23 protein-coding genes are annotated in these 23475 nt (G+C 69.1%); 6 read left to right on the top strand and 17 right to left on the bottom strand.

The features are described from left to right. Window positions 1-713: HIRAN domain-containing protein (locus tag OXN85_07990; protein MCY3599896.1), on the top strand; the 713-nt coding region annotated here is incomplete at its 5' end. Window positions 714-719: 6 nt separating this feature from the next. Here OXN85_07990 and OXN85_07985 read toward each other — a convergent pair. The 13 genes from OXN85_07985 to OXN85_07925 all read right to left on the bottom strand — a co-directional run bounded on the left by OXN85_07985 (window position 720) and on the right by OXN85_07925 (window position 15335). Next, window positions 720-884, bottom strand: coding sequence for a hypothetical protein (locus tag OXN85_07985; GenBank protein ID MCY3599895.1), 165 nt, complete (start codon window positions 882-884; stop codon window positions 720-722). A 9-nt stretch (window positions 885-893) separates the two neighbouring features. Beyond that, window positions 894-2273 carry a pyridoxal-phosphate dependent enzyme gene (locus OXN85_07980; protein ID MCY3599894.1) on the bottom strand — a complete coding sequence of 460 codons (1380 nt, stop codon included), beginning with the start codon at window positions 2271-2273 and terminating at the stop codon, window positions 894-896. Window positions 2274-2424: 151 nt separating this feature from the next. Next, window positions 2425-3435, bottom strand: a complete 1011-nt coding sequence (gene mmuM / locus OXN85_07975) for a homocysteine S-methyltransferase (GenBank protein MCY3599893.1) — start codon at window positions 3433-3435, stop codon at window positions 2425-2427. Beyond that, on the bottom strand, window positions 3432-4397 hold the full coding sequence (locus OXN85_07970; GenBank protein ID MCY3599892.1) for an MBL fold metallo-hydrolase: 966 nt from the start codon (window positions 4395-4397) through the stop codon (window positions 3432-3434). Before OXN85_07970 ends, mmuM begins: the two co-directional genes overlap by 4 nt. Before the next feature lie 5 nt (window positions 4398-4402). Continuing rightward, the gene (locus OXN85_07965; protein MCY3599891.1) at window positions 4403-7654 is read right to left on the bottom strand and encodes a sialidase; all 3252 of its coding nucleotides are present in this window, start codon (window positions 7652-7654) and stop codon (window positions 4403-4405) included. Between the two features lie 121 nt (window positions 7655-7775). Beyond that, window positions 7776-9659: a CocE/NonD family hydrolase gene (locus tag OXN85_07960; protein ID MCY3599890.1), complete on the bottom strand. Its 1884-nt coding sequence runs from the start codon at window positions 9657-9659 to the stop codon at window positions 7776-7778. A 19-nt stretch (window positions 9660-9678) separates the two neighbouring features. Further along, a complete protein-coding gene (locus OXN85_07955; protein ID MCY3599889.1) occupies window positions 9679-10863 on the bottom strand; it encodes an acyl-CoA dehydrogenase family protein in 1185 nt (394 codons plus the stop codon). Then, window positions 10860-11123 (bottom strand): hypothetical protein, encoded by a 264-nt coding sequence (locus OXN85_07950; protein MCY3599888.1) that lies wholly within the window; start codon window positions 11121-11123, stop codon window positions 10860-10862. The genes OXN85_07955 and OXN85_07950 overlap by 4 nt, the downstream gene beginning before the upstream one ends. Next, on the bottom strand, window positions 11108-11425 hold the full coding sequence (locus tag OXN85_07945) for a hypothetical protein (protein ID MCY3599887.1): 318 nt from the start codon (window positions 11423-11425) through the stop codon (window positions 11108-11110). Before OXN85_07945 ends, OXN85_07950 begins: the two co-directional genes overlap by 16 nt. A gap of 34 nt (window positions 11426-11459) precedes the next feature. Next, the gene (locus tag OXN85_07940) at window positions 11460-12494 is read right to left on the bottom strand and encodes an isocitrate/isopropylmalate family dehydrogenase (protein MCY3599886.1); all 1035 of its coding nucleotides are present in this window, start codon (window positions 12492-12494) and stop codon (window positions 11460-11462) included. Window positions 12495-12496: 2 nt separating this feature from the next. Further along, window positions 12497-13096 carry a hypothetical protein gene (locus OXN85_07935; GenBank protein MCY3599885.1) on the bottom strand — a complete coding sequence of 200 codons (600 nt, stop codon included), beginning with the start codon at window positions 13094-13096 and terminating at the stop codon, window positions 12497-12499. 8 nt (window positions 13097-13104) lie between these two features. Further along, on the bottom strand, window positions 13105-14346 hold the full coding sequence (locus OXN85_07930; GenBank protein MCY3599884.1) for a LeuA family protein: 1242 nt from the start codon (window positions 14344-14346) through the stop codon (window positions 13105-13107). After that, complete coding sequence (locus OXN85_07925) at window positions 14343-15335, bottom strand: sugar phosphate nucleotidyltransferase (GenBank protein ID MCY3599883.1); 993 nt, start codon at window positions 15333-15335, stop codon at window positions 14343-14345. The genes OXN85_07930 and OXN85_07925 overlap by 4 nt, the downstream gene beginning before the upstream one ends. Window positions 15336-15470: 135 nt before the next feature. On the opposite strand from OXN85_07925, the gene OXN85_07920 reads away from it, so the two are divergent. The 5 genes from OXN85_07920 to OXN85_07900 are packed head-to-tail and all read left to right on the top strand — an operon-like array spanning window position 15471 to window position 19901. Next, window positions 15471-15926 carry a DUF1499 domain-containing protein gene (locus OXN85_07920; GenBank protein ID MCY3599882.1) on the top strand — a complete coding sequence of 152 codons (456 nt, stop codon included), beginning with the start codon at window positions 15471-15473 and terminating at the stop codon, window positions 15924-15926. Next, on the top strand, window positions 15923-16828 hold the full coding sequence (locus OXN85_07915; GenBank protein MCY3599881.1) for a hypothetical protein: 906 nt from the start codon (window positions 15923-15925) through the stop codon (window positions 16826-16828). The genes OXN85_07920 and OXN85_07915 overlap by 4 nt, the downstream gene beginning before the upstream one ends. Continuing rightward, a complete protein-coding gene (locus OXN85_07910; GenBank protein MCY3599880.1) occupies window positions 16828-18417 on the top strand; it encodes a DUF445 family protein in 1590 nt (529 codons plus the stop codon). The genes OXN85_07915 and OXN85_07910 overlap by 1 nt, the downstream gene beginning before the upstream one ends. Beyond that, window positions 18414-19106: an SCO family protein gene (locus OXN85_07905; GenBank protein MCY3599879.1), complete on the top strand. Its 693-nt coding sequence runs from the start codon at window positions 18414-18416 to the stop codon at window positions 19104-19106. Before OXN85_07910 ends, OXN85_07905 begins: the two co-directional genes overlap by 4 nt. Before the next feature lie 9 nt (window positions 19107-19115). Further along, entirely contained in the window at window positions 19116-19901 is a 786-nt protein-coding gene (locus OXN85_07900) for a cytochrome c oxidase assembly protein (GenBank protein ID MCY3599878.1), read from the top strand. Between the two features lie 55 nt (window positions 19902-19956). On the opposite strand, the gene OXN85_07895 is transcribed toward OXN85_07900, so the two are convergent. The 4 genes from OXN85_07895 to OXN85_07880 form a co-directional block, all read right to left on the bottom strand. Next, entirely contained in the window at window positions 19957-20277 is a 321-nt protein-coding gene (locus tag OXN85_07895) for a divalent-cation tolerance protein CutA (protein ID MCY3599877.1), read from the bottom strand. Beyond that, window positions 20274-22145 (bottom strand): long-chain fatty acid--CoA ligase, encoded by a 1872-nt coding sequence (locus OXN85_07890; protein MCY3599876.1) that lies wholly within the window; start codon window positions 22143-22145, stop codon window positions 20274-20276. The genes OXN85_07895 and OXN85_07890 overlap by 4 nt, the downstream gene beginning before the upstream one ends. A 19-nt stretch (window positions 22146-22164) precedes the next feature. Beyond that, window positions 22165-22641 (bottom strand): hypothetical protein, encoded by a 477-nt coding sequence (locus OXN85_07885; GenBank protein ID MCY3599875.1) that lies wholly within the window; start codon window positions 22639-22641, stop codon window positions 22165-22167. Window positions 22642-22722: 81 nt separating this feature from the next. Then, a partial coding sequence (locus tag OXN85_07880; protein ID MCY3599874.1) for a hypothetical protein occupies window positions 22723-23475 on the bottom strand: 753 nt, incomplete at its 5' end.

The following is a 23475-nucleotide window of genomic DNA, read 5'->3' as shown; positions in this document are numbered from 1 at the left end:
AGGAAAAGGACAGGCGGCAGTGGTTCCCCGTCGGCCGTCTCGATGCGGACGTATCTCAGCCGGAGTACCGGTTCCGCTACACCGGCGGCGCCAAGCGAGCCCAGGCCGAAGCAGGGTTTCCGCTGCTCGTCGAGTTCCCGGAGCTGGAGGAGGATTACAAGGCGTCGAGCCTGTTTCCGCTGTTTCAGAATCGAGTGATCAACCCCGGCAGGCCGGACCTAAGGGACTACCTTCGCAATCTGGACCTGGGTCATAGGGCCGACCCGATCGAAATCCTGGCGGCGAACGGTGGTTATCGCCAAACGGATGCCTACGAGGTCTTCCCGAAGATCGAGAGAGACGCGGACGGATCGTTTTCGTGCCGGTTTTTCCTCCACGGTTGGCGGCACGTCAATTCTGCGGCCAAGGAGCGTCTCAAGCGTCTGACACCGGGAGAAGCGCTATACGTCACGGTGGAGCTCACCAATCCAGTCACCGGGTTCGCCGTTCAGATCCAGACTGAGGACTACTTCATGATCGGTTGGGCGCCTCGTTATCTGGCCTCCGACCTGGCGATGGCCATGGCGGAAGTGCCGGACCGATACTCGGCGCGGGTGGTAAGGATGAATCCGCAACCCGCACCGTCAAAGCAGCGCGTTCTGATCGAGATGCAAGGCCGGTGGGACCGCTACGAGCCAATGAACGGGAGTGACTACCAACCTGTGGTAGGCTGACGACCGTTACTTCCTGTCGGCGTCGCGGGCCCGCAGGATGCTCTCGGTGGTCACGCGGTTCTTTGACCCTTCCTTGCGAGCCTGGGCTTTGTCGGCGCGGACCTTCTTGATCCACTCCCCGATCGGGAGCTTCTTCGGCATGCGTTCATCGGTCCCTTCCCGCTCGCTCATCCGTCGCTCCTATGCGCCGAGGGCGGAGATGAGGTCGGAGCGGGTGAGGATGCCCAGCGTGCCGTCTTCCTGCCGCACGAGCACGGCGGGCTGGTCTCCGCTGAGGGCGTTCGCGAAGGCGTGCACGGGGCTCGAGGCCTCCACGACCGGGAAGGGCGGGCCCATGACGTCGCGCACGAGACGCCCCCGCGCGTCGGGGTCTCCCATGAGGAAGCGCAGGATGTTCTGCTCGATGAGGCTGCCGACGACCTCTCCTCCCTCCATCACCGGCAACTGCGAGATCGCATACTCCCGCATCGACCCGATCGCGTCCTCGAGCGACATGTCGACCGGGGCCGACACGAGCGGCCTTTCGGTCGAACGGCGGGCGACGAGCGCTCCCGCGGTGAGAGTCTCGCCCTCATCGAGGAAGCCGTGCTCCTGCATCCAGACGTCGTTGTAGACCTTTCCGAGCGCGCGGTAGCCGCCGTCGGGCATGACCACGACGAGCACATCCCCATCGGAGATCGCGTCGCGGTTCGCCTCCATCCACTGGAGCGCGCCGGCCATCGCCATGCCGCACGAGCCGCCCAGGAACATCCCCTCCTCGCGCGCGAGACGGCGGGTCATGAGCATCGACGCCTTGTCGGTGACGCGCACGTAGTCGTCCACGATGTCGAAGTTCATGTTGCCCGCGAGGATGTCCTCCCCCACCCCTTCGGTGACGTACGGATGGATCTCGTCCTCGTCGAACTCGCCGGTGTGGAAGTACTTCCAGTAGACGGAGCCGTACGGGTCCACGCCGATGATCCGCACTTCGGGGTTCCGTTCCTTCAGGTAGGCGGCGGAGCCGGAGATCGTGCCACCGGTGCCGGAGCCGACGAAGAGGTGCGTGATCCTCCCCTCGGTCCCCTCCCACAGTTCCGGGCCGGTCGTCCGCAGGTGGGCGAGCGTGTTGGCGGGGTTGTCGTACTGGTTCATGTAGAAGGAGTTGGGGGTCTCCTCCGCGAGCCGGCGCGAGACCTGGTAGTAGGAGCGCGGATCCTCGGGGTCCACCGCGGTCGGGCAGACGATGACCTCCGCCCCGAGCGCCCGCAGGATGGCGATCTTCTCGGGGCTCTGCTTGTCCGTGGTCGCGAAGATGCACTTGTAGCCGCGTGCGATGGCGGCGAGCGCGAGCCCGACGCCGGTGTTGCCGCTCGTGCCCTCGACGATCGTGCCGCCGGGCGCGATCGCGCCCCGTTCCTCGGCGTCGTCGAGCATCGAGACCCCGATCCGGTCCTTTACGGAGCCGCCGGGGTTGAAGTACTCGAGCTTCGCGAGGACGGTGCCGGGCAGGTGCGCGGCGAGGCGGTTTACGCGCACCAGCGGCGTACCGCCGATCGTGCCCAGGATGTCCTCATGCCACATGGCTGCGCTTCTCTTGCTCCAGGGGTTCGTGGCCTCGGGGCGGCTCGCTGCCTCGGGGCGGCTCTCTGCCTCGGGGCGTTGTTGCCCTGGGGACTCGCGAGCCGTGGGAACCGGTCAAGATGCGTGCCGTGCCGATTCTCCGGCAAACATTTCAGGGTCGCGACCAGGCCGCTGTCTTGCGGATGGCGGCGATCTCGGCGGGACCCACGCGACAGCAGCCGCCGACGCCGTCGGCTCCCTCTTTCCGCCACTCGGCGGCGCTCCGGGCCCAATCCACCGGGGTCGCGGGGCCCGTCCAGCGCTTCGCCTCCGCGTCCCATGCCTCCCCCGAGTTGGGATAGGCGAGGATCGGTTTTCCGGTCGCCCGCCGCGCCGCGCGGATGAGGGGCGCGACGAAGCGCGGATCGACGCAGTTCACGCCGACCGCGACGACGTGGGGCTCGGCGTCGCACAGGGCGACGGCGGTCTCGAGCGGGGTGGCGTCCGCGAGGCGCGCGCCGTCGCGGCACTGGAAGCTGATCCACGTCGGGCGGTGGGAGACGGCCGCGAGCCGGCAGTAGGCGCGCGTCTCTTCGACGGAGGGCGTGGTCTCGCAGGCGAGGACATCGGCCTCCGTCTCGGCGAGGACCTCCCAGCGCGGGGCGTGGAAGTCGTACAACTCGGCTGCGGAGAGGCCGTAGTCGCCCGTGTACTCGGATCCATCGGCCAGGTAGGCCCCGTACGGCCCGATGCTCGCCACGACGAGCGGCGGCGGGCGGCTCGCGGGCGGCGTGCGCTCGGGCGGCGGGCCCTCGGGAGGCGGGCCCTCGTGAGGCAGGTCGTCGGGGTCGGGCGCCACACCGCCGCCGAGGAAGTCCGCGCGGGCCGAGATGGCCAGGTCGACGGAGTCGCGCAGGAGGCGGGTGGTCGCGTCCGCGTCGAGCCCCCGGGACGCGAAACCTTCGAAGGTCGCCTGGTAGGTCGCGGTGGCGATGCAGTCGGCCCCCGCCTCGAGGAAGCGGCGGTGCGCGGTGCGGATCGCCTCGGATTCGTCGATCAGCGCGCGTGCGGACCAGAGCGGGTCGTCGAGGTCGCAGCCCAGCGCCTCGAGTTCCGTCGCCAGGCCGCCATCGAGGACGAGAAAGCCCTCCCGCTCGATGAAGTCGCGGATCGGGTCGATCAACGCGGGTCCGGCCCGACCATGATCGAGAATCCCTCGAACACGAACTCGACCCCGCCGTCCCGCAGCCGGTTGCCGACGGCGATGCCTTCGAACATGGCTTCCACGGCGTCGTGCAGCTCGAGTAGCCGCGAGGGCTGCGCGACCGGCGTGTTGTGGCCCGTGAACAGCATCGTCAACTGGGGAACGAGTTCGGCGAGCCGGGCCACCGAGGCCCGATACGCCTCCAGGTCCGTCTCGGGCGCGAAGAGCCAGATCGGACCCTCGTAGAAGGAATCTCCGGTCCAGAGGAACCCGGCCTCGCGGTCGAGGAGGGCGATCGCGTCGGGCGTGTGGCCGGGGACGGCGATGACTTCGAGCGTGCGTCCCCCCAGGTCGATCCGGTGTCCGTCGTCGACGAAGGCGGAGATCTCGAAGGCGGGCGTATGGTAGTTGTCCTCGGTGATCCCCGCGGGCAGGGGCCGGCAGACCGCGCTTCCGGCCACTTCTCCGCGCACCTCGGCGTTCGTGCGGCCCCGGGCGTGCGCGCGGGTGAACTCCGTGTCCAGGGCGAGTACGTGCTCGAACTCGGCGTTGCCCCCGACGTGGTCCATGTGCGTGTGCGAGTTGAGGACGGTCACGGGCAGCGCCGTGAGTTCGTCCACGACGGTGCGGATGCGGCCGATCCCCATTCCCGTATCGAGGAGTAGAGCGCCCTCCTCGCCCAGGATCAGGTAGGAGATGACCTCCTGGAACTGGAACGGCTCGTAGATCGCGTACACCTGCGGGGCGACGCGATACACCTCGAACCAGTCATCCGCGGCCTCGACGCGCTCCAGGTCGGCGTACTGCGAGCGGGGCACGTTCGAGCAGAACCCCGCCGTCGCGGCGCGCGATTCGGGGGCGGACTCGCCGCCGGGCGCGCAGGCGAGCGCCCCCCCGGCCAGCGCGCCCGCGGCCGCCAGCCGGAGGATCGCCCCGCGCACGTCCGCTACCCGTCGTCGGTGGTGATGACGCGGCCCACTCTCGCCTGGAGCATCCGGTTGAACTCGGCGAGTTCGTCGGCCAGCACCGCCTCCAGCCGCACAACCACCTCGTCGATCATGTCGCTCAGCATCTGTGCCACTTCGGCGTGCTGGTCCGTGGGCGGGAAGTCGGCCGTCCCCACCGTGCGCTGCAGGTAGGACAGGCGCGCGCTGATCATCGCCGGCCAGCGCACGCCATCGGATCCCGTGTCCTTCAACTGCACGAGTTCGCTCTCCACCTCGATGAGCGACTCGTCGAGCGCCGCCCCGGCTTCCATCACATCCTCCGCGTCTCCCGCCTCCTCGAGCACGGGGCGCAGGTCATGGATCTGGCGGCGCAGGAGTTCGATCTGGTTGACGGCATCGGCGAGCCGGTTTCGATCCTCCACGATGTCGTCGAGCAACGCCTTCTGGGCGAGGATGTCCGCCATCGACCCCTCGGAGTTCGGGTCCCGCAGGACGGTCAGTTGCTGCGACCCCGCGTCCTCGCCATCCACGACGAGGGTGACCGTGTACGTGCCCGGGGGTTGCCTCGGTCCGCCGCCGCCGCCGAAGAAGAAGCCGCCTCCGCCCTGCCGAGAGACCTCGGGCATGGGCATCCAGTCCGCGAACTGCGGCTTCGTCCGGTAGAGAATCGGGTTGGCGTCCGGGCCCCGGAAGTTCCACCACAGGCGGTTGAAGCCATCGTGGTTCGTCCCGTCCAGGGTGGCCAGCGTCTCGCCCTCGGCGTTCTCGACGCGAACCTGCACATCGCGTCCCTCGCCGTCGCCGAGCCAGTAGTTGATCGACGCCCCGTTGGGCGGATTCTCGCCCACGGACCAGTCCTCGTACATCACCTGGGGTTCGGCGATGTCGTTGAAGCGGTAAGCGTCGCGCGGCGCGAACAGGTGCGCGTCGGAGGCCGCAATCTCGGGCGTCAACTGCTGCACCCCGCTCAGGTCGTCGAGGATCCAGTAGCCGCGGCCGTACGTCCCGGCCACGAAGTCGTTGAAGTGCTCCTGGATGATGAGCCCGTAGTACGGCGACGGGGGAAGGTTCGGCATGAAGAGCTGCCAGCTCTCACCGTCGTCGTAGCTGATGTAGACGTTCGTCTCGGTGCCGAGGTAGAGGAGGCCCGGCCGCACCGGGTCCTCGAGCAGGTAGCGGGTGTAGTCGACGGGGTAGTTGTCGACCCCGTCGGTGATCTGCGTCCACGTCGCCCCGAAGTCGTCCGTCTTGTAGGCGCGCGCGTCGAAGTCGCCGACCTGGTGGTGCTCGATCGTGATGTAGGCCTTCGCGACGTCGAAGCGGGAGGCGTCGATGCTCCGCACGATGCCGTCGGGAGGCAGATTCGGGATGTTCTCCGTGACGTTCGTCCACGTCGCGCCGTCGTCGCGGCTCACCTGCACCAGACCGTCGTTCGTGCCGGCCCAGAAGACGCCCTGCTCGATGGGCGACTCGTCAAAGGCGTAGATCACGCAGCAGAACTCGACGCCGATGTTGTCGGGGGTGAGACCGCCGGAGACTCCCATCTTGGACCGGTCGTTCGTCGACAGGTCGGGGCTGATCACCTCCCAGCTCTGGCCCCGGTTGCGCGTGCGGTGCACGTGCTGGCTGGTGACGTAGATCGTCTCGCTGTCGTGCGGCGAGATGAGGAGGGGGAAGGTCCACTGGAAGCGGTAGCGGACATCCTCCGCCGGGCGTCCGCGCGTCGATTCGGGCCACACCTCGACATCTCGGAACTGGCCGCGCTCCCGGTCGTGGCGCACGACGATGCCACCGACGGCACCCGACCCCGAGGCGCTCGACCACACGATGTTGGGATCCGTGGGGTCGGGCGTGGCGAAGCCGCTCTCGCCCCCACCGACGGTTCTCCAGTCGCCGCGCGGGATGAGTCCGCGGGCCCAGAAGCCCGTGTAGCGAGTGTTCGACGGCCCGTGGTAGGAGGGGCCGTCCTGCCGGTTCCCCATCACGTTGTAGGGGATCGCGTCGTCCACCGTGACGTGGTACATCTGCGCGATCGGCAACTGCATGCGGGACCAGGACTTCATCCGGTTCTCGGTGATCGCGACGCCGCTGTCGCCGCCGATGAAGATGCGGTCCGGATTTCCCGGATCGACCCAAACATCGTGCAGATCCCACCCGGGGGCCGCCGGGTCGCCGCCGGGGGGGCCACCGCCGAGGAAGTTGAACATCTCGTACGTCGCGCCCCCGTCGCGGCTCACGCTGAAGCTGGACGAGAGGAAGTAGAGTTCGTCGCGGTCGCCGGAGGAGACGCCGCAGCGGGTATAGTACGCCTGCCGGGTCGCGAGGTTGTGGCTGTAGTTCACGAGGCGCCACGTGCGGCCGCCGTCATCGCTGCTCCACAGCTCGCCCGTGTCGGTCTCGTACCCCTCCATCGGCACGCCGTCGCTCGTCTCGATGAGGGCGTACACCCGGTCCGAGTCCGAGTGGGACATGCAGACGGCGATCTTGCCGAGCGTGCCGGTCGGAAGCCCGTTCCCCTGGAGTTGGGTCCACGTGTCGCCGCCGTCCATCGTGAGGTGGAGACCGCTCCCCGGCCCGCCGCTGTCGCGCTTCCACGTCTTGAGATCAATGTCCCACATCGTGGCGAAGATCTTCCGCGGGTTCGCCGGATCCATGACCATGTCGTAAGCGCCCGTCCCGCGGTCCACGAAGAGGATCTTCTCCCACGAGGCGCCGCCGTCGGAGGTTCGGTACACGCCGCGCTCGTCGGATTCCGCGTAGGCGTGGCCGAGCGCCGCCACGTAGACGACGTCCGCGTCGGTGGGGTGGATCAGGATGCGGCCGACGCGGCCGGTCCCCTCCAGCCCCATGTGGGTCCACGTCTCGCCGCCGTCCGTCGACTTCCAGACGCCGTTCCCGATCGAGACGTTCGAGCGGATCGACGTCTCGCCGGTGCCCGCCCACACGACCGCGTGGTCGCTCGGGGCGACGGCGAGGGCGCCGATGGAGTGCACGGGCTGGTCGTCGAACACGGGCCGCCAGTGCAGGCCGGCGTCGTCCGTCTTCCAGATGCCGCCGGTGGCGGCGCCGGCGAAGTACGTGTTGCGGTCCCCCGGGACCCCGGCGATCGAGGAGACGCGGTTGCCGACGGGTCCGATGTGGCGCGCCCGCAGCCCCTCGTACTGCTCGGGCGTGAGTTGCTGGGCCGCCAGCGGCGCGGCGGCCGTGAGGGCGAAGGCGAGACTGATGGAGAAGCGGCGAACGTTGGACATGGCTCTCTGCCTCGTGAAACGGGTCGTTTGAGCGAAGCAACGTGCGGCCCCGGACGGATGCGGGCCAGAGCCCGCGGGACCGGAGACAGGCCGGGAGCCCGGCCGGTGGCTCCTGTCGCCGCTAGGAACCCGTGGCGACGGGAAGTTCGACGCTCGACGGATGGGTCGCGGAGCGGTACACGCGCACGGTCGGCGGGTCCTCCGAAACCTCTTCCGCGTTGTCGCGGTCGGCGCCCATGACCGTAACGCGCAGCCGATGGCCCGCATTGAAGACGGTCGAGGTCGGGTGCAGGTCGAGCCGCAGTTCGGCCGGCGCGTCCGGAAGCGGTTCGACGTCGCTCGCGTAGCTGCGCTGGAAGGGAAGGCTGAGGTTGTCCCACGGCGCTTCCGCGAGCGCGCGATGCGAGGCGCGCAGCACGCCCTCGGTCACGTAGCGGGAGGATCCCTCCGCGTCCACTTCCTCGAGCAGCACGAAGAAGTCGGCGTCCCGCGTCGACGAGGTCACCCACAGCGTCACGACCGGGTGGCCGGTGACCGTGAGGTCGGACGCCAGCGGCGGGGTCGTGTAGGTCAGCGACTTCGCATCGGTGTCGCGCAGGTCCGGGTACACCATCTCCGGCGCCGCCCCGACGGCGTTGTCCCAGCGGCTGGAGGTCCCGGTGGTCGTCGAGAGATCGACCAGGTACTCGTCGAACGCGGCCTCGGCCGTCGGTGCGTCGGTCGAGAGCCCGCCGTCGTTGACCGATGCGACGCTCCCGCTCGCCCCGGGCGCGAGGAAGAGGCGTTGGCTTGTCGTTTCCGGTGGCCACGCTTCGGACGACGCCCAGCGCCAGTCGCCGGGATCGTTCATGATGGCGTAGTGGATCGGCGCCTCGTCGAGCACGCCGTTGTCGATGCCCTTGAGCCAGTAGTCGAACCAGCGGTGCTGCTCCACCGCGTACAGCTCGATGCGTTCGGCCATCAACGCGGGGTCGGGCATGCCGGAGTGGGACCAGGCCCCGATGCCAAGCTTCTGCGGCCCGCGGTAGTTCGCGAACCAGAGCGTGGCGTCGGTGATGAAGATGTCGTACCAGCCGTTCCAGTGGTACGCCGGAACCCCCGCCTCGAGCACGTCTTCGAGCACGCCGCTGGGTCCGTGGCGCTCCCACGCCAGTTCGGGTGCCGCATGGTCGCGATAGCGCCCCGCGCCGTACTGCTCGAGCACGTCCCAGTTGTCCTCGTGCTCCTCCATCGCCTGGCGCAGGAGCACCCCCTCGACGTCCTCGTCCACCGCCGGGGCCGGAATGGAGACGTCGAACTCGCGCGTCAGGCCACCCCAGTGCCCGATGAGGTCATCCCGGTACACGCCGCCGGGATACATGAGATCGTACATGTCGAGGGCCGCGACGTCGGGGAAGATCGCCTTGAGCGCCGGCGGGTTGCGGGACGCGGCCATGTACTGCGTGATCCCCAGGTAGGAACCGCCGTACATGCCGACGTTGCCGTCCGACCAGGGCTGCGAGGCGAGCCACTCGATGAGTTCGACCGCATCGGTCGTCTCCGACTCCGAGAACAACCCCTCGTAGCGGCCGAAGGAGGCCCCGCTCCCCCGCACACCGGCCGCCGCCACCACGTAGCCGTGGAGGACGAGCCGCTGGAGATCCTCGTTCGCGTCGACCTGCGAGCGGATTTCCGGGAGCGGGTCCAGCTCCGGCGCGATCACGCGGATGATCTGGCCCGGATTGCGGTGATAGCGGGAATGCGTCCACACGACCGGCAGGGGCTCGCTCTCCGTCACGCCTCCAAGCGCCGGGCGGGTGACCTCGACCGCCAACCGCACGCCGTCGCGCATCTCGACGTAGCGGGAGGTTGTCACCCAGCCGTCGTACCGGGGCTCGCTGTACCCCTCATAGCGGCCGAACTCCGACACGCGGGCGGGCGCTTCTCCTCCGGCGGCGTCGGCGCCGGGTTCGGCGGCACATGCCGCCAGAAGGGCGGGCAGGAAGATGGCGGTGATTCTCTTCATGTCGTTCTCGTCCCGCGGGTCAGTTGTAGGCGGGCAGTCCCGTGGCGTCGTGTCCCAGGATCAGGGAATGGATGTCGTGCGTGCCCTCGTACGTGTAGACCGACTCCAGGTTCGCCATGTGACGCATCGAGGCGTACTCGGCGAGGATCCCGTTCGCGCCGAGCAGGCGCCGCGACTCCCGGGCGCACTCGCACGCCATGTTCACGTTGTTTCGCTTCGCGAGGGAGACGTGTTGCGGCCGCATCGTGCCCTCGTCCTTCATCCGGCCGAGCCGGAGGCAGAGAAGCTGCGCCTTCGTGATCTCGGTGAGCATGTCCGCGATCCGGACCTGCTGGATCTGCGTCTGCGCGATCGGCGTCCCGTCGAACTGCACGCGGTTCTTGGCGTAGTCGACCGACTCGCGGTAGCAGGCCATGGCGGCGCCGACGGCCCCCCACGAGATCCCGTAGCGCGCCTGCGTGAGGCACTTCAGCGGGCTCTTGAGACCCCCGCTGCCCGGGAGGAGGTTCGTGCGCGGCACCCGCACGTCCTGCAGAACGAGTTCGGAGGTGTCGGAGGCCAACAGGGAGAGCTTCCCCTTCTGGTCGCTGGCGGAGAAGCCGTCGCGCCCCGTCTCGACGATGAAGCCGCGGATCGAGCCGATGTCGTCCAGATCTCCGGTCTTGGCCCAGATCACCGCGACGTCGGACATCGAGCCGTTCGTGATCCACATCTTGGCGCCGTTCAGGATCCACTCGTCCCCGTCCTCGACCGCCCGCGTGATCATGCCGCCGGGGTTGGAGCCGAAGTCGGGCTCGGTGAGGCCGAAGCAGCCGATGGACTCGCCGCTCGCCAGCCGCGGCAGCCACTCGCGCTTCTGTTCCTCCGATCCGAAGGCGTAGATCGGATACATGACGAGGGCGCCCTGTACGGAGACGAAGGAGCGGATGCCCGAGTCGGCCCGCTCGAGTTCCTGCATGATGAGGCCGTAGGCCACGTTGTTGAGGCCGGCGCAGCCGTACTCCTCGGGGAGGTTCGCCCCGAAGAAGCCGAGTTCGCCCATCTGGGGGATGAGTTCCCGCGGGAACGTGCGTTCGATGTAGTGGTGGCCGATGATGGGCAGGACCTCCTGGTCCACCCATTCGCGCACCAGATCCCGAATGGCAATCTCCTCTTCGTGAAGGAGCGCATCGAGATTGAAGTAGTCGACACCTTCGAAAGTCATTCGCGAATCTCTCCGGATTCCGGGCAGCCCGTGGCTGCGGAGTGAGGGACGGCGGACGAATCCGCGCGGAAACAATGGACGCCGAGCGCGACGCCGGCCGCGGCGAGGAGGAGGCCCGCGGCGACGCCCGGCCAGCCGTACACGTGTGCGTTGATGACGAGGACGATTCCGACCATGGTGGCGAGCGCCGCGGCCGGAAGCCCCAGCACGGTCCGAATGCCGGCGCGCCCGCCGGGCCGCGCGCCTAGCGGAGCCGCCATCGGGTGTAGCCCTTCACGACCTCGCGGCCGATGCGGAAACCGAGATAGTACGCGGCCACGAGTGGCAGCCCCCACGCGTACGCGGGCAGGAAATCGAGGTCGGGGGAGGCGCGGAGCCATATGACGACCCACACGGCGAAAGGCAGCGTGATGCCTGTGGCGACCACGTGGCGCCAGCGCCGCATGCGCTGCTGCATGCGCGGCCCGCAGGCCTCGCACCAGTCGTCGGCGTCCAACTGCCCCTTGGGGAGCATCTGACCGCAGGCGCCGCACATTATGCCCTTGAAATGAAGCTCTTCCATCCGTTCGCGCTCCATGCCCGTCGTTCCGCGCCGGTCATTCACCCGCGGCATCAAGTCGTTCGATGACCGCGGCGGCGAACTCCTCCGTGCGCGCGGAACCACCGAGGTCCGGCGTATAGCTGGCGCCCTCCCGCAGGGTCCGGTGCAGGGCGGCGCGGATGCGCGCGGCGACCTCGGGCTCGTCCAGGTGGTCGAGCATGAGGCAGCCGGCAAGCAGGAGGGAGGTGGGGTTCGCGATCCCCTTCCCCGCGATGTCCGGGGCCGATCCATGCACCGCCTCGAAGATCGCCGCCCGCTCGCCGAGGTTCGCGCCCGGCGCGAAGCCGAGCCCGCCGATGAGTCCGGCCACCTGATCGGAGAGGATGTCGCCGAACATGTTCTCGGTCACGATCACGTCGAAGCGGTACGGATCCAGCGCCAACTGCATCGCCGTTGCATCCACGATCTTGTCGTCGAATTCCACCCGTCCCTCGTACTCGGCCGCGACGTTGCGCCCCACCTCGAGGAAGAGACCCTGCGTGTACTTGAGGATATTCGCCTTGTGGACGAGGGTCACGAGACGCCGGTTGTGGGCGAGGGCGTACTCGAACGCGAAGCGGACGATGCGGCGCGACCCGTAGCGCGTGATGAGCATGACGGATTCGGCGACGGCGCGGGGGTCGTTCTCCATCCCGATGAAGTGCTCGATCCCGGCGTAGAGGCCCTCGGTGTTCTCGCGCACGATGACGAGATCCACGTCCGGATAGCGGGCGGCCGGGAGGAGGGTGACCGCCGGACGCACGTTCGCATAGAGGTCGAAGTGCTTGCGGAGGGCGACGTTCACGGATCGGAAGCCGGAGCCGATGGGGGTCGTGAGCGGTCCCTTGAGCGCGACGCCGGTCGCCTCGATCGCTTCGAGCGTCGCCTGCGGAAGCGGCTCTCCGACGGTCTCCATGGCGGTGACGCCCCCGAGGCCCTCGCGCCAGCGGATGGGCGCGCCGGCGGCCTCCAGGATCGCGACCGTGGCCTCGGAGATCTCCGGGCCAATGCCGTCACCCGGGATCAGCACGACGTCGTGCGGCGGTTTCATCGTCACGAAGGTGCGAGTCCGTCGGCCACGCGCAGCGCGAGCGTGGTGAGGGCGAACGGCGACGCGGCCTCCGCGGTCGCCCCTGCGACGGCGCCGTGCCAGAGGACGGCGCTGCGCCGCACGTCGATGACGGCGAGCTGCAGGACGGCCCGTCGCTCCCGATACGACACGGCGAGCGGCAGGACGACGAGGCGGGCTCCGAAGAGGGCGGCCACCTGGCGGAGTTGCGTGTGGAGCGGTTCATGGAGTCGTGCCCGGGAATCCGGCGCGGCGAGCAGGCCCCGGTAGGCGAGCCGTCCCGCGTCGACGCCGATCGTCGGGTTGCGCGCGAGGCGGGCCTTCACGGCGGGCGCGAGGGCCCAATGCGCGGCCCCTTCTTCCTCCCCGAACGCGAACTCGATCTCGGCGTCGAGGAGGTCGATCGTGCGCTGGGCGCTCCCCGTCCCCCCGACCCAGGCCCCCTCGCCGTGCGGGATGACCGACTGCACGGGGAGGACGACGACCGGCACACCCGCGGGCACGGCCGGCGGGTCTCCCGCCGGAAGCTGCTGCGCCGCCAGGGACCCGGCGTAGAGAAGGGCGAGCGCGCAAGACGACGACATCCGGCGTCTCACGCCCGCGCCGCCTCGACGCCCGCGATCTCGGCTTCGATCTCCTCCGGCGAGAGCGTGTGATCGCACTTCTTGGCGAGACGGAACAGCGCCTCGCACAGCGTCTCGTCGCCCGCGTCGTATCCGTGCTGGCTCAGCCAGAAGCGGACGTTGCTGAGACCGGACACCGGAGAGATCTCGATGGTCTGCTTCCGCCCCACGATCGAAGCCGGGACGCCGCTGTAGACGCGGTCCTCCAGCCAACCGTCCCCCTTCTGCATCGCCTTGATGATCGCCGCCGCGTGAACGCCCGTCCCCGTCCGGAACGCGTCGTCCCCGATGACGGGATAGTTGTGGGGCACGTCGACTCCGCACATCTCCGCTGTGAGGCGGCAGTAGTCCGACAGCCGGTCGATCGGATGGTCGTGCGTTCCGAGCAGGTGGAGGTTCACGAGCAGCAGGTCCATCTCGACGTTGCCGACCCGCTCGCCGATGCCGAGCGCCGTGGCGTGCACCCGGTCGACCCCTTCCTCGATCGCCGCCAGCGCATTCGCCAGCCCGAAGCCGCGGTCACGGTGTCCGTGCCAGTCGATCTTCACGGATTCTCCCGTGCCGGCCACGATGTCCTTCGCGAACCGCACGAGTCGCCGCACGCCGTGGGGCGTCGAGTGGCCGACGGTGTCCGCGAGACAGATCCGGCGGGCCCCCGCCTCCACCGCGGCCGAGAAGAGCCGGGCGAGCGTCCTGGGCCGCGACCGTGTCGTGTCCTCCGTCACGTACATGACATCGAGTCCCTCGCCGACGGCGAACTCGATGGCGGCGCGCGACGTAGACAGGATCTGATCTACATCCCAGTTCTCGGCGTACTGCCGGATCGGCGAACTGCCGATGAAGGTGGCGACCTCGATGCTCAGGCCCGTCGCCTGCTGGACGCGCGCCACGGGTTCGATGTCGGCACGGACCGTGCGGGCGGCCGCGTTGGCCTCGATCGGGAGCCGGCCACCGGTGATCTCGCGAGCCAGCGCGAGGCACGCTTCGTAGGCGCGGGGCCCGGCGCCGGGGAGGCCGATGTCGACGGCGTGGATGCCGAGGTCCACCATGAGGTGGAGGAGTTCGATCTTCTTCTCGATGGGTGGGTCCTTGACGGACGGATTCTGGAGGCCGTCGCGCAGCGTCTCGTCGTCCAGTTCGACCCGGGTCGCCGCGTAGTCGTGGCTGCCCGGAAGCGCGTTCCAGTCGTATATCAGTTCGTCCTGGCTCACGTCCGCTCGCCTTCGACGACGCCGTCGTCTCCCACGCTCACTCTGCCGCGCACGCCTCGAAGCGTCACGCGGTCCCCGACGAGGGAATCTATCAGATCGCAGTCCTCGATGACGCTGTCCGCGCCGACGATCGTGTGGCGGAGGCGCGAGCCCCGGACCCGGGCTCCGGAGGCGACGCTCACGTTGGGGCCGACCGCGGAAGTCTCGACGCTGGCGTCGGCCGCGACCGCGATGGCTCCGTCGATGGTGACGGAGTCCGGGAGGTCGGGATCCCCTCCGTGTCCGCGCTCGAGCATCACGCGATTCGTCTCGAGCAGCGTTTCCGGCTTCCCGCAGTCAAACCAGCCGCCCACTTCCGCCGTATGGAGACGTGCGCCACGGTCGATCATGTACTGGAACGCGTCCGTGAGAAAATACTCCCCAAGCTGAGGGTCCAGCTCCATCACATGCCGAACCCCCTCGAACAGCAGTGCATGGTCCTTCACGTAGTAGACGCCGATGTTCGCGAGCTTCGAGACCGGCTCCGACGGCTTCTCGACGATCCGCTTCATGGTTCCCGCTTCGTCCGTGAGGATGACGCCGAACCGCTGGTAGTCCTCGACCTCCTTGGCCCAGATGATGCCGGACGCGGAAGCGTAGCGGTGCAGGACGCTGAAGTCGGCATCGAAGAGCGTGTCCACGAAAACGATGAGAACGGGCCCGGTCACGTGGGGTTCCGCGAGCGCGATCGCGTCCGCCGTCCCCCGCTGGGTGGCCTGTTCCACGTAGGTAACCGAAAGGCCGGGAAACTCCTCCGCCATGAAGGCCCGGATCTGGCCGGCGAGGTGCCCGGTGATGCAGATGAAATCGTCGACGCCCTCCGCGCGGAGCTGCTCGACGACGTAGGAAAGCACGGGCCGATTGGCCACGCGGAGTAAGGGTTTGGGACGGGTGTGGGTGTGGGGACGGACCCTTGTACCCATTCCCGCCAACGGTATTATGGCCTGCATGTTGAGCCGTCAGAGTTTCGGGAGAGTGGTCCTGCTGTCTGCGGGGGCCGGGAGCCCGGGCCAACCGGGCCCCGCGGATCGCCAAGCTATGCGTCCGCGGCGGACGCGGGCAACCGGGGAAAGGGGACTTCCGGGGTGACGGAGGCATCTCCCGAGGGCGGACAGACCGGCGGGCGCTCCCGCTGGTTTCACGAGAATTCGGCGGACACACGTGCGCCGGGAGGGCCGGAACCGCGCGTCTACGAGGTCGCCTTCTCCCGGGTCTGGGACCAACTGCTCAGGTACGTGGGGCGGCGCTGGTCGTGGACGCTCGCCCACCGCGATGAAGACCTCGGACTCATCTCCGTGAGATGTGTGATCCCGCTCTTGCGATGGGCGGATGACCTGACGATCTGGGTCGCGCTGGATGCGAACGGACTCACGCGGGTCGAGGCGTTCTCCCGCGCGCGACGGCGAGATTTCGATCTGGGCATGAACCGCCGACGGATCCGGCGCATGCTGAAGTCGCTGGACCGGGCGCTGGGTCCGCGAGCCAGGCTGCCCGAGGCCGCTCCGGGCGGGGACGCGCGGGATACACCGGGGGAGACGTGATCGGGCGCTGGCCTCCCTGCGCGGCGGGCGCCCTCCTGGTCCTCTTCGCCTGTGCGGGACCTACCCCTGACGGAACGGCGGAAGCTCGCGGAGAAATCACCGGCGAGCCGCTCACGCCGGGGGTGGACGCGCGCTATCTGACGCACCTGCTCTTCGCCGCCGACGACGGGACCGCGTTCATCGGCTCGTTCGATCAGACGGCCGAGGGCGAAGACCTGCGCCTCGACTACGAAGTCCGCCTCGCGGACGGAGACGCTTGGCGGCCGCTCGTTCTGACGCAGGACACGGTGCCCGTGGCCCGCGCGGCGTGGCGCCTTCTGCCCACGCCGGCGATGGCGGTGCGCGTGGGTGACGCCGGCCAGATCGTGAGTCTTCTGTTCAGCGAGGGCGAGGGCGCGGATGCCGTGCGTCTCGTGGCGGGTGAGGAAGTGTCCGTCTGGACCGGGCCGACGGGGCAGCGGGAGTCGCTCGGGATCGCGGCGCTGCAAACGAGCGACAGGGCGGTACCCGGCATCCTCTTCTTTCGTCGCGCCGCGCGCGCGCTCGGCATTCCCGTCGCGACGACGGCTGGCCAGACGTTTGTGTTCGCCGACTCGCTCGGGAACGGCCTCGTCGTCCACGCGGGCACCGTCGGCCAGCCGGCCGTTGCCCACACCTGGCTGCACGGCGTCGACGCGGCCTGGGGCGATGTGACGCTCGAGCCGCCGGATGCGGAGCGGGCCGACGGTTCGGGTCCCGCCTGGCGGTTCGAGATCTCCGGGACGACGGTCCGCGGGAGCTTTCGGCCGCTGACGGGCGAGGATTCCGGCGACGGGACGCTCATCCGCATGGAGGCCGTTGTCTACGTCGGAACGGAGGTACTCGACCTCAACGGGTTTGTCGCCACGCTGCCTTCTCCCTGATGGAGTTCGACTGGCTGCGCGCCCTCGTCACGGTGGCCTTCGGCGCCCTGGCGGGCGGAATCACGAACCGGATCGCTGTCTGGATGATCTTCCATCCCTACCGGCCGCCGAAGATTCTGGGCCGGCCCGTGCGGTGGTTGCAGGGGGCGGTGCCGAAGAATCAGAAGCGGCTGGCGGATTCGGTCGGCAGCGTCGTGGGGGGGGCGCTGCTCACGCCGGAAGACATCACCTCCGAACTTCGGCAACTCGAGTCCGCGTTCCGCGAGCGATTGCGGGAACTCGCGGTCGAACTCAGCGAAGAAGAACAACCCGCGCTGGCCGATCTCCTCCCGGAGGAAGCGCTCGTCGAGGTCCGGGAACTCCTCACGCGGATCCTTGGACAGGGCCGTGAGTTCCTGGCCGGGACGCTGGACTCCCCGGACTTCAGGGCTGAGTCCGGACGCCTCCTCGAATCGATCCGGGAGTCGCTGAGCGACGAGTCCCTCGCGCAGACGCTGGAGCCGGGACGGATCGCGGCCGTCCGCGACACGATGGACGGCTGGCTCGGGCGGCTCGTCGATTCGTCGGCCTTCGAGGCCACGGTACGCCGTCACCTGGACGAGGCCGCGCAGCAACTGCTCCAGCCGCACCGGACGTTCGAGCAGCTGATTCCGGCGGGGCTCGTGGCCGCGCTGGAGCATGCGATCAAGGACTACCTTCCGGTCGCGATCGAGCGCCTGGGCCGACTGCTCGACGACCCGGACGCGCGACAGCGGATCGAGCATGTGCTGGGCGAGTTGTTCGACCGCTTCATGCAGGATCTCCGCTTCCACCAGCGCGTCGTGGCCCGCCTCATCGTCACGGAGGAAACCGTGACGCACGCGCTCGATGCCCTGCGGGAGGAGGGAGCCGACCGCCTCGGCGGCGTACTGCGCGAGCCGGAGGTCCAGACAGCGATCGCGCGGCACGTGAACGACGGCGTCGTCGAGTTCCTCCGGCACCCTCCCTCGGAGGTCATCGGCGGCGCGGGCGATCCCCAGGTCGAGAGCGCGCTCGATGCGTTGGCCGAGTGGCTCGTGAAGGCGGCGCGGGATCCGGGCTCGCGCGCCTTCCTGCTCGACCGGCTCGAGGGATTGCTCGAACGCTTCGGAGAGAGGAGCTGGGCGGACCTGCTGCGCGCCCTCCCCGCCGACCGCGTGGCGGCGTCGCTTGCCGCGGGATTCCGGTCCGACGCGGGACGCGTCCTCTTCGACTCGATCGCCGAGCCGATGGCGGATCGGCTCCTGCACACGCCGATCGGGCGGCTCGGGCGCTTCCTGCGCGAGGACGCCGCGGTGCGGCTCGCGGATACGCTCGCCGCGCCCGCGTGGGACTGGATCGTCAACCGCGTGCCGGAGGTGGCGGAACGAATCCGGATCGCCGACCGTATCTCGACGAAAATCGAGAACTTCTCCATCGAGCGGATCGAACACCTTGTTCGCGACATCAGCCAGCGCGAATTCGACCTCATTGTGCGTCTCGGATACCTGCTCGGCGCCGGCATCGGCACCGGGCTCGTGATCCTCGATTCCCTCCCGGTACTCGAGTTCATCCGGGGACTGTTCGGATGAGGCCGGGGCGCGTCGTGGCCGCCGCCGCGGTCGCATGCGGCGCCAGTCTCGCGGGGTCCGCCTGCGCCTCCCCCGAGACGGCGATCGACCGCACGGAGGGCACGGGGGAGCTGCGCGGGCTGGCGATCGAACAGCCGTTCGAGGCGCCAGAGTTCGCCCTGACGGATTCGCGGGGGCGCCGTTTCGACTTCCGGCGGGAGACCGCGGGGTCGCTCACGCTGCTCTTCTTCGGGTATACGAACTGCCCGGACATCTGTCCCGTGCAGATGGCGGTACTCGGGGCCGCTCTCGACGATCTTCCGTACACGGACCGCCGCGAGATCGAAGTCGTCTTCGTGACGACGGACCCGGCGCGCGACACGCCGGACCGGCTGCGGAGCTGGCTGGACCTCTTCGACGCCTCCTTCGTCGGCCTCAGCGGGGAGATGGAGACGGTGAACGAGATCCAGGCCGGGTTCCGCCTTCCGCCCGCGCGGATCGAAGGGACAACCACCCCGCCGGGTGCCGAAGAGCCGTATCTCGTGGGACACGCGACGCCGGTCGTCGCCGTCACGGGCGACGGCGTGGCGCGGGCGCTGTACCCGAGCGGCGTGCGCCAGACCGACTGGCGGCACGACCTTCCGCTCCTCCTGCGTCTCAACCGTTCGGTTTCGAAGCCCGGGGGCGAAGCCGGTACGAGCGGCGGCTGAGGTCACGCGATGCAATGGTGGTGTGCCGCCCAGGGGATCCCGTGGGACTGGTCGTGGCGGCCCTACCCGGGCGTCTGGCTCTTCATCGCGTGCCTGTGCCTCGCCTATCGCGCCTTCACGCGGGGCGCCGCGCCTTCGCGAGTCGAGGTCGTCCGCTTCGCCGGCGGCGCGCTCATCCTCTGGATCGCGCTGGACTGGCCGGTGGGCGCGCTGGGTTCGGGATACCTGGCGTCGGTGCACATGGTGCAGTTCCTCCTCATCGCGCTGCTCGCCCCGCCGCTCCTCATCGCGGGCCTCCCGCGGGCAGCGCTGGAGCGGGTGCGCGGCGGCGCGATCATCTCCCTCCTCGGATTCCTCGCGCGACCGCTCATCGCGCTGCTCTTCTTCAACGCGATCGTCATCACGACGCACTGGCCGGAGGTCGTCGACGGTCTCATGGCCTCGCAGGCGGGCTCGCTCGTCCTCGACATGGCCTGGCTGGGCGGCGGACTCATCTTCTGGTGGCCCGTCGTGAGTCCGGTCCCGCACCGGCCGCGGTTTCCGCTCGGCGTACGGATCGGCTATCTGATCGCGAGCACCGTGTTGATGACGCTGCCGTACGTCTTCCTGACGTTCGCGGAACTCCCCTTCTACGCGACGTACGAACTCGCGCCGCCGGTGGGCACGCTCTCCGCCGGAGAAGACCAGCGGCTCGCGGGGCTGATCATGCGGATCGGGGGAGGCACGATCCTGTGGACGGCGGCGGGGGTCATCTTCTGGTTCTGGTACCGCTCGGAGAACGACGCCGTCGGCTGAGCCGCGGCGGCGCGGGTGCAACGTGCGACACTACGTTAGTCGCTCACCTGTGCGGTTAGTCGCTCACCTGTGCGGCGACCCAGTCCACGTAGGGCGCGGAGCCGGCGGCCACGGGGATGAAGAGGACCTCGGGAACATCATAGGGGTGGAGTTCGCGGATGCGCCGCTCCACGGCGTCGCCGCGGGCGGCCGTCGTCTTGAGGATGCCGAGGGCTTCCGCTTCCTCGCACACCTCGCCCTCCCATCGATAGACGGAGGTCACGCGGTCCAGGACGTTCAGGCAGGCGATGAGCCGCTCTTCGACGAGGGTCCGTCCCAGCCGCACGAGTTGTTCGCGGTCGGGCCCCGTGACGAGCCCGGCCACGATGTCGCTCACGGGCGGTCCCGCTCTTTTTCCCGCCCGCTCATGGCGTCCTCGGCCCGCTCGTAGAGGGCTTCGATCGCGGCGGCGAAGCGGGTCTCGATGACGCGACGCTTGACCTTCAGCGTCGGCGTCAGCTCTCCGCTCTCGACGGTGAACGGCCCGGGGACGAGGAGCACGTCGCGCGGCTGCTCGTAGTGCGCGAAGTCCCGGCAGCATTCCCGCACGGCCTGTTCGATCATGCCGCGCATCCGGGCGTCCGCGACGAGGTCGGCGTCCGCCGCTTCCTCGACCCCGTGCAGTTCCGGACGAACAGCCTCGAATTCGGGCACGACGATGACGATCGGGAACTTTCTGCCGTCGCCGAGCATCACGGCTTCCGCCACCATCGGGTGCCGCTTGATCTCGGCCTCGATGGGCTGCGGCGCGATGTTCTTTCCGTAGGCGGTGATGATGAGATCCTTCTTGCGGTCGGTGATCCGGAGGTACCCGTCCTCGTCGATCTCGCCCACATCGCCGGTGTGGAACCAGCCGTCGTCGTCGATGGCTTCGGCCGTCGCCTCGGGCTTGTTGTAGTAGCCCGCCATGATCTGCGGCCCGCGGATGAGAATCTCGCCGTCCGCGGCGATCCGGATCTCGGTACCGGGGATGGGCTTCCCGACCGTGCCGAGGCGGATGGCGTCGATCGGATTGAAGCTGACGGCGGGCGAGGTCTCCGTGAGCCCGTAGCCTTCGACGATCGGCAGGCGCGCGGCGAAGAAGAAGCGGGCGACGGCGGGCGCGAGCGGGGCTCCGCCGCTCACAAAGTAGCGGACCCGTCCTCCCGTCCGGGCGCGCAGCTTCGAGAATACGAGGCGGTCGGCGAGCGCGGCCTGGAGACCGAGAGCCGGATCGACCCCGCGTCCCTCGAGTTCGGCCATCGCCCGCGCTTCCCCGACGCGGCGCGCCCAGTCGAAGATCTTCTGCTTCGCGCCGCCCGCCTCTCGGGCGGTGGCTTCGGCCCTCTCGAGCACCTTCTCGAACACGCGCGGGACGGCGGCCATGAAGGTCGGCGAGACTTCGCCGAGATCGCGGGCCACCGTGTTGGGGGATTCGGCGTACGCGACGGTCACCCCGGCTCGCCACATGATATAGTGGCCGACCGTACGCTCGAACACGTGCGCGAGGGGCAGGAGCGCGAGAGCCACGTACGTGGAGTCGATCGGGAAGACCCGCAACGCCATGTCCGCGTTCGAATGGAAGTTGGCGTGCGTGAGCATCACGCCCTTCGGGTCGCCGGTCGTGCCCGACGTGTAGATGAGCGTCGCCAGGTCTTCCGGACGTGTCTTCCGGGCGTGCGTTTCGTAGGTCGACGCGAGCGCTTCGGGCGCGGACTCGCCGAGATCGCGGAGGGCGTCCAGCTGTAGCGTCGCGAGCGAGGATCCCTCGGGCGCCGCTACGGGCGCGAAGGCCACCGCCAGTTCCAGTGCGGGGAGGTCGTCCTTTACCTCCGCGACCTTGTCCAGTTGCTCCTGGTCTTCCACGAATACGGCTCGCGCGCCGGAGTCCGCGAGGATGTAGCGAACCTGGTCGGCGGGAAGCACCGGGTAAACGGGCACGGAAGTGAGCCCCGCCATGACGATGCCCCAATCGGCCAGGGCCCATTCGAGGCGGGTCTGCGAAAGGATCGCGATGCGGTCGCCCGCCACGAAGCCTTGCGTCCGGAGCCCGAGCGCGATGGCCCGGGCGCGGCGCCCGATGTCATCCGTGGAGGTCGAAACCCAGGCCCCGTCCGCTCCCCGCGTACGGGCCGCGTCGGCGCGGGGCCGCGAGAGCCCGTCGAGGAAGAGTTCCGGTAATGTGCCGGGCCGATAGTCGTCCGGGAGCGGGCTCGAGACTTGCACGCTGCTCGTACGCGGGCCGCTAGTGTGCGACCGATTCCGCGGCCGGCACGCCGAGCCGTTGCAGAGTGCGCCGGGCATGCTCGAGATGCCTCGGCTCTTCCCGGTCTCCCCGCGCATAGGCGAGGAACTCCTGGAGGTGCCGCGAGGCGTCCCGCTCGGCGCCTTTCCTCAACAGGAGGAAGGCCAGACCGTAGTGCGCGGCCGTGCTGCGCGGGCGCTCCTCAAGGGCGGCCCCGTAGGCGCGAACCGCGTCATCGGTCAGTCCAATGTGCGTGTACACCACCGCCATCTGTTCCAGCGTGGCCGGATGCCGCGGGTTGTACTTCAAGGAGAGACGAAATGAGATGAGCGCCTCATGGTAGAGTTCCTGCCGAACCAACTCCACACCTTCCTCGTAGAAGTCCGGCTGCTTGCGTCGGCGCCTTCCGTCACTGTCCCAGATCTTCCACCACACCATGCCACCCTCCCCCCGAGCGAGCTGGACCGTACGTCTCACTCCACCACGTTCCACACAGCCCCACACATCTGGCGACAACGGCGAATTATAGCGTTTTGTCAAGCCGTGGCAAATCTCCGGCTACGTTTGACGGCGTTCACCGACCCAGACGGAGCGGTCGGAGGCGACTTCCGCGAACTCCGACGCGGCGAGCAAGTCAAGATCCGGGGGGGTCGGAGTTTCCACGACGAGGCGCGCGCCCGGCCGCGCGCAGCGCGTGATCTCGGACAGTTGGAGCACCATGGGAGCGGCGAGCGCGATGCCGTGCAGTGCGCCGGAGCGGATCGGCCAGCGGTCCGGCGCGGCGCCGAGGAGAGGGTCGACGCCGACAACGAGATCCTCGACGGCCACGGCGGCCGGAGGGGAACGGTCGCCCGCGTCCGGCAGCCAGACGAGGACCTCGAGACGGTCTCCGAGACGGGCGATGGGAGGGGCGTAGGCGGCCAGGCGCGGGCCCAGGAGCACCGCCATGCCGGCCCGGTCGCTCACGCCGAGCAGGGCTGCGAGACGCAGCGCCGCGTCCGGAGCGGCTTCGTCGGCGGGCCCGGCCAGAGCCGCCGCGTCCTCGAGCGCCGTGGCGGCGGGGCGCGCCGTCCCGCCGCCGGGGGCGATCCGTCGCGCGGCATCGGAAAGATCGAAGCGCATCGTCCCCCGGCGGATCGGCACCTCGATCTCGCACAAAGGGCAGCCCAGCCACCCCTCGACCACGCGACGCGACGCGGCCCGGTCGACGAAGGCGACGAGCCCGGTCGACGCCTCGCAGTCGGGACAGTCCAGGACTTCAGCCAGTTCGAGAAACACGCCGCCATCCCATGCCGTCCCCCGCCGGATGCA

The organism is Candidatus Palauibacter australiensis (genome assembly GCA_026705295.1).
Taxonomy (GTDB): Bacteria; Gemmatimonadota; Gemmatimonadetes; order Palauibacterales; family Palauibacteraceae; genus Palauibacter; species Palauibacter australiensis.
Note: the sequence above shows the minus strand (reverse complement) of the source record. Positions and strands in the feature narration are given on the sequence as shown.

What these genes read in the sequence shown, in the direction of transcription:
- OXN85_07985 (MCY3599895.1), bottom strand. Translation starts at nt 884, where the DNA reads ATGAGCGAGCGGGAAGGGACCGATGAACGCATGCCGAAGAAGCTCCCG.
- OXN85_07980 (MCY3599894.1), bottom strand. Translation starts at nt 2,273, where the DNA reads ATGTGGCATGAGGACATCCTGGGCACGATCGGCGGTACGCCGCTGGTG.
- OXN85_07965 (MCY3599891.1), bottom strand. Translation starts at nt 7,654, where the DNA reads ATGTCCAACGTTCGCCGCTTCTCCATCAGTCTCGCCTTCGCCCTCACG.
- OXN85_07960 (MCY3599890.1), bottom strand. Translation starts at nt 9,659, where the DNA reads ATGAAGAGAATCACCGCCATCTTCCTGCCCGCCCTTCTGGCGGCATGT.
- OXN85_07955 (MCY3599889.1), bottom strand. Translation starts at nt 10,863, where the DNA reads ATGACTTTCGAAGGTGTCGACTACTTCAATCTCGATGCGCTCCTTCAC.
- OXN85_07950 (MCY3599888.1), bottom strand. Translation starts at nt 11,123, where the DNA reads ATGGCGGCTCCGCTAGGCGCGCGGCCCGGCGGGCGCGCCGGCATTCGG.
- OXN85_07945 (MCY3599887.1), bottom strand. Translation starts at nt 11,425, where the DNA reads ATGGAAGAGCTTCATTTCAAGGGCATAATGTGCGGCGCCTGCGGTCAG.
- OXN85_07940 (MCY3599886.1), bottom strand. Translation starts at nt 12,494, where the DNA reads ATGAAACCGCCGCACGACGTCGTGCTGATCCCGGGTGACGGCATTGGC.
- OXN85_07935 (MCY3599885.1), bottom strand. Translation starts at nt 13,096, where the DNA reads ATGTCGTCGTCTTGCGCGCTCGCCCTTCTCTACGCCGGGTCCCTGGCG.
- OXN85_07925 (MCY3599883.1), bottom strand. Translation starts at nt 15,335, where the DNA reads ATGCAGGCCATAATACCGTTGGCGGGAATGGGTACAAGGGTCCGTCCC.
- OXN85_07910 (MCY3599880.1), top strand. Translation starts at nt 16,828, where the DNA reads ATGGAGTTCGACTGGCTGCGCGCCCTCGTCACGGTGGCCTTCGGCGCC.
- OXN85_07905 (MCY3599879.1), top strand. Translation starts at nt 18,414, where the DNA reads ATGAGGCCGGGGCGCGTCGTGGCCGCCGCCGCGGTCGCATGCGGCGCC.
- OXN85_07900 (MCY3599878.1), top strand. Translation starts at nt 19,116, where the DNA reads ATGCAATGGTGGTGTGCCGCCCAGGGGATCCCGTGGGACTGGTCGTGG.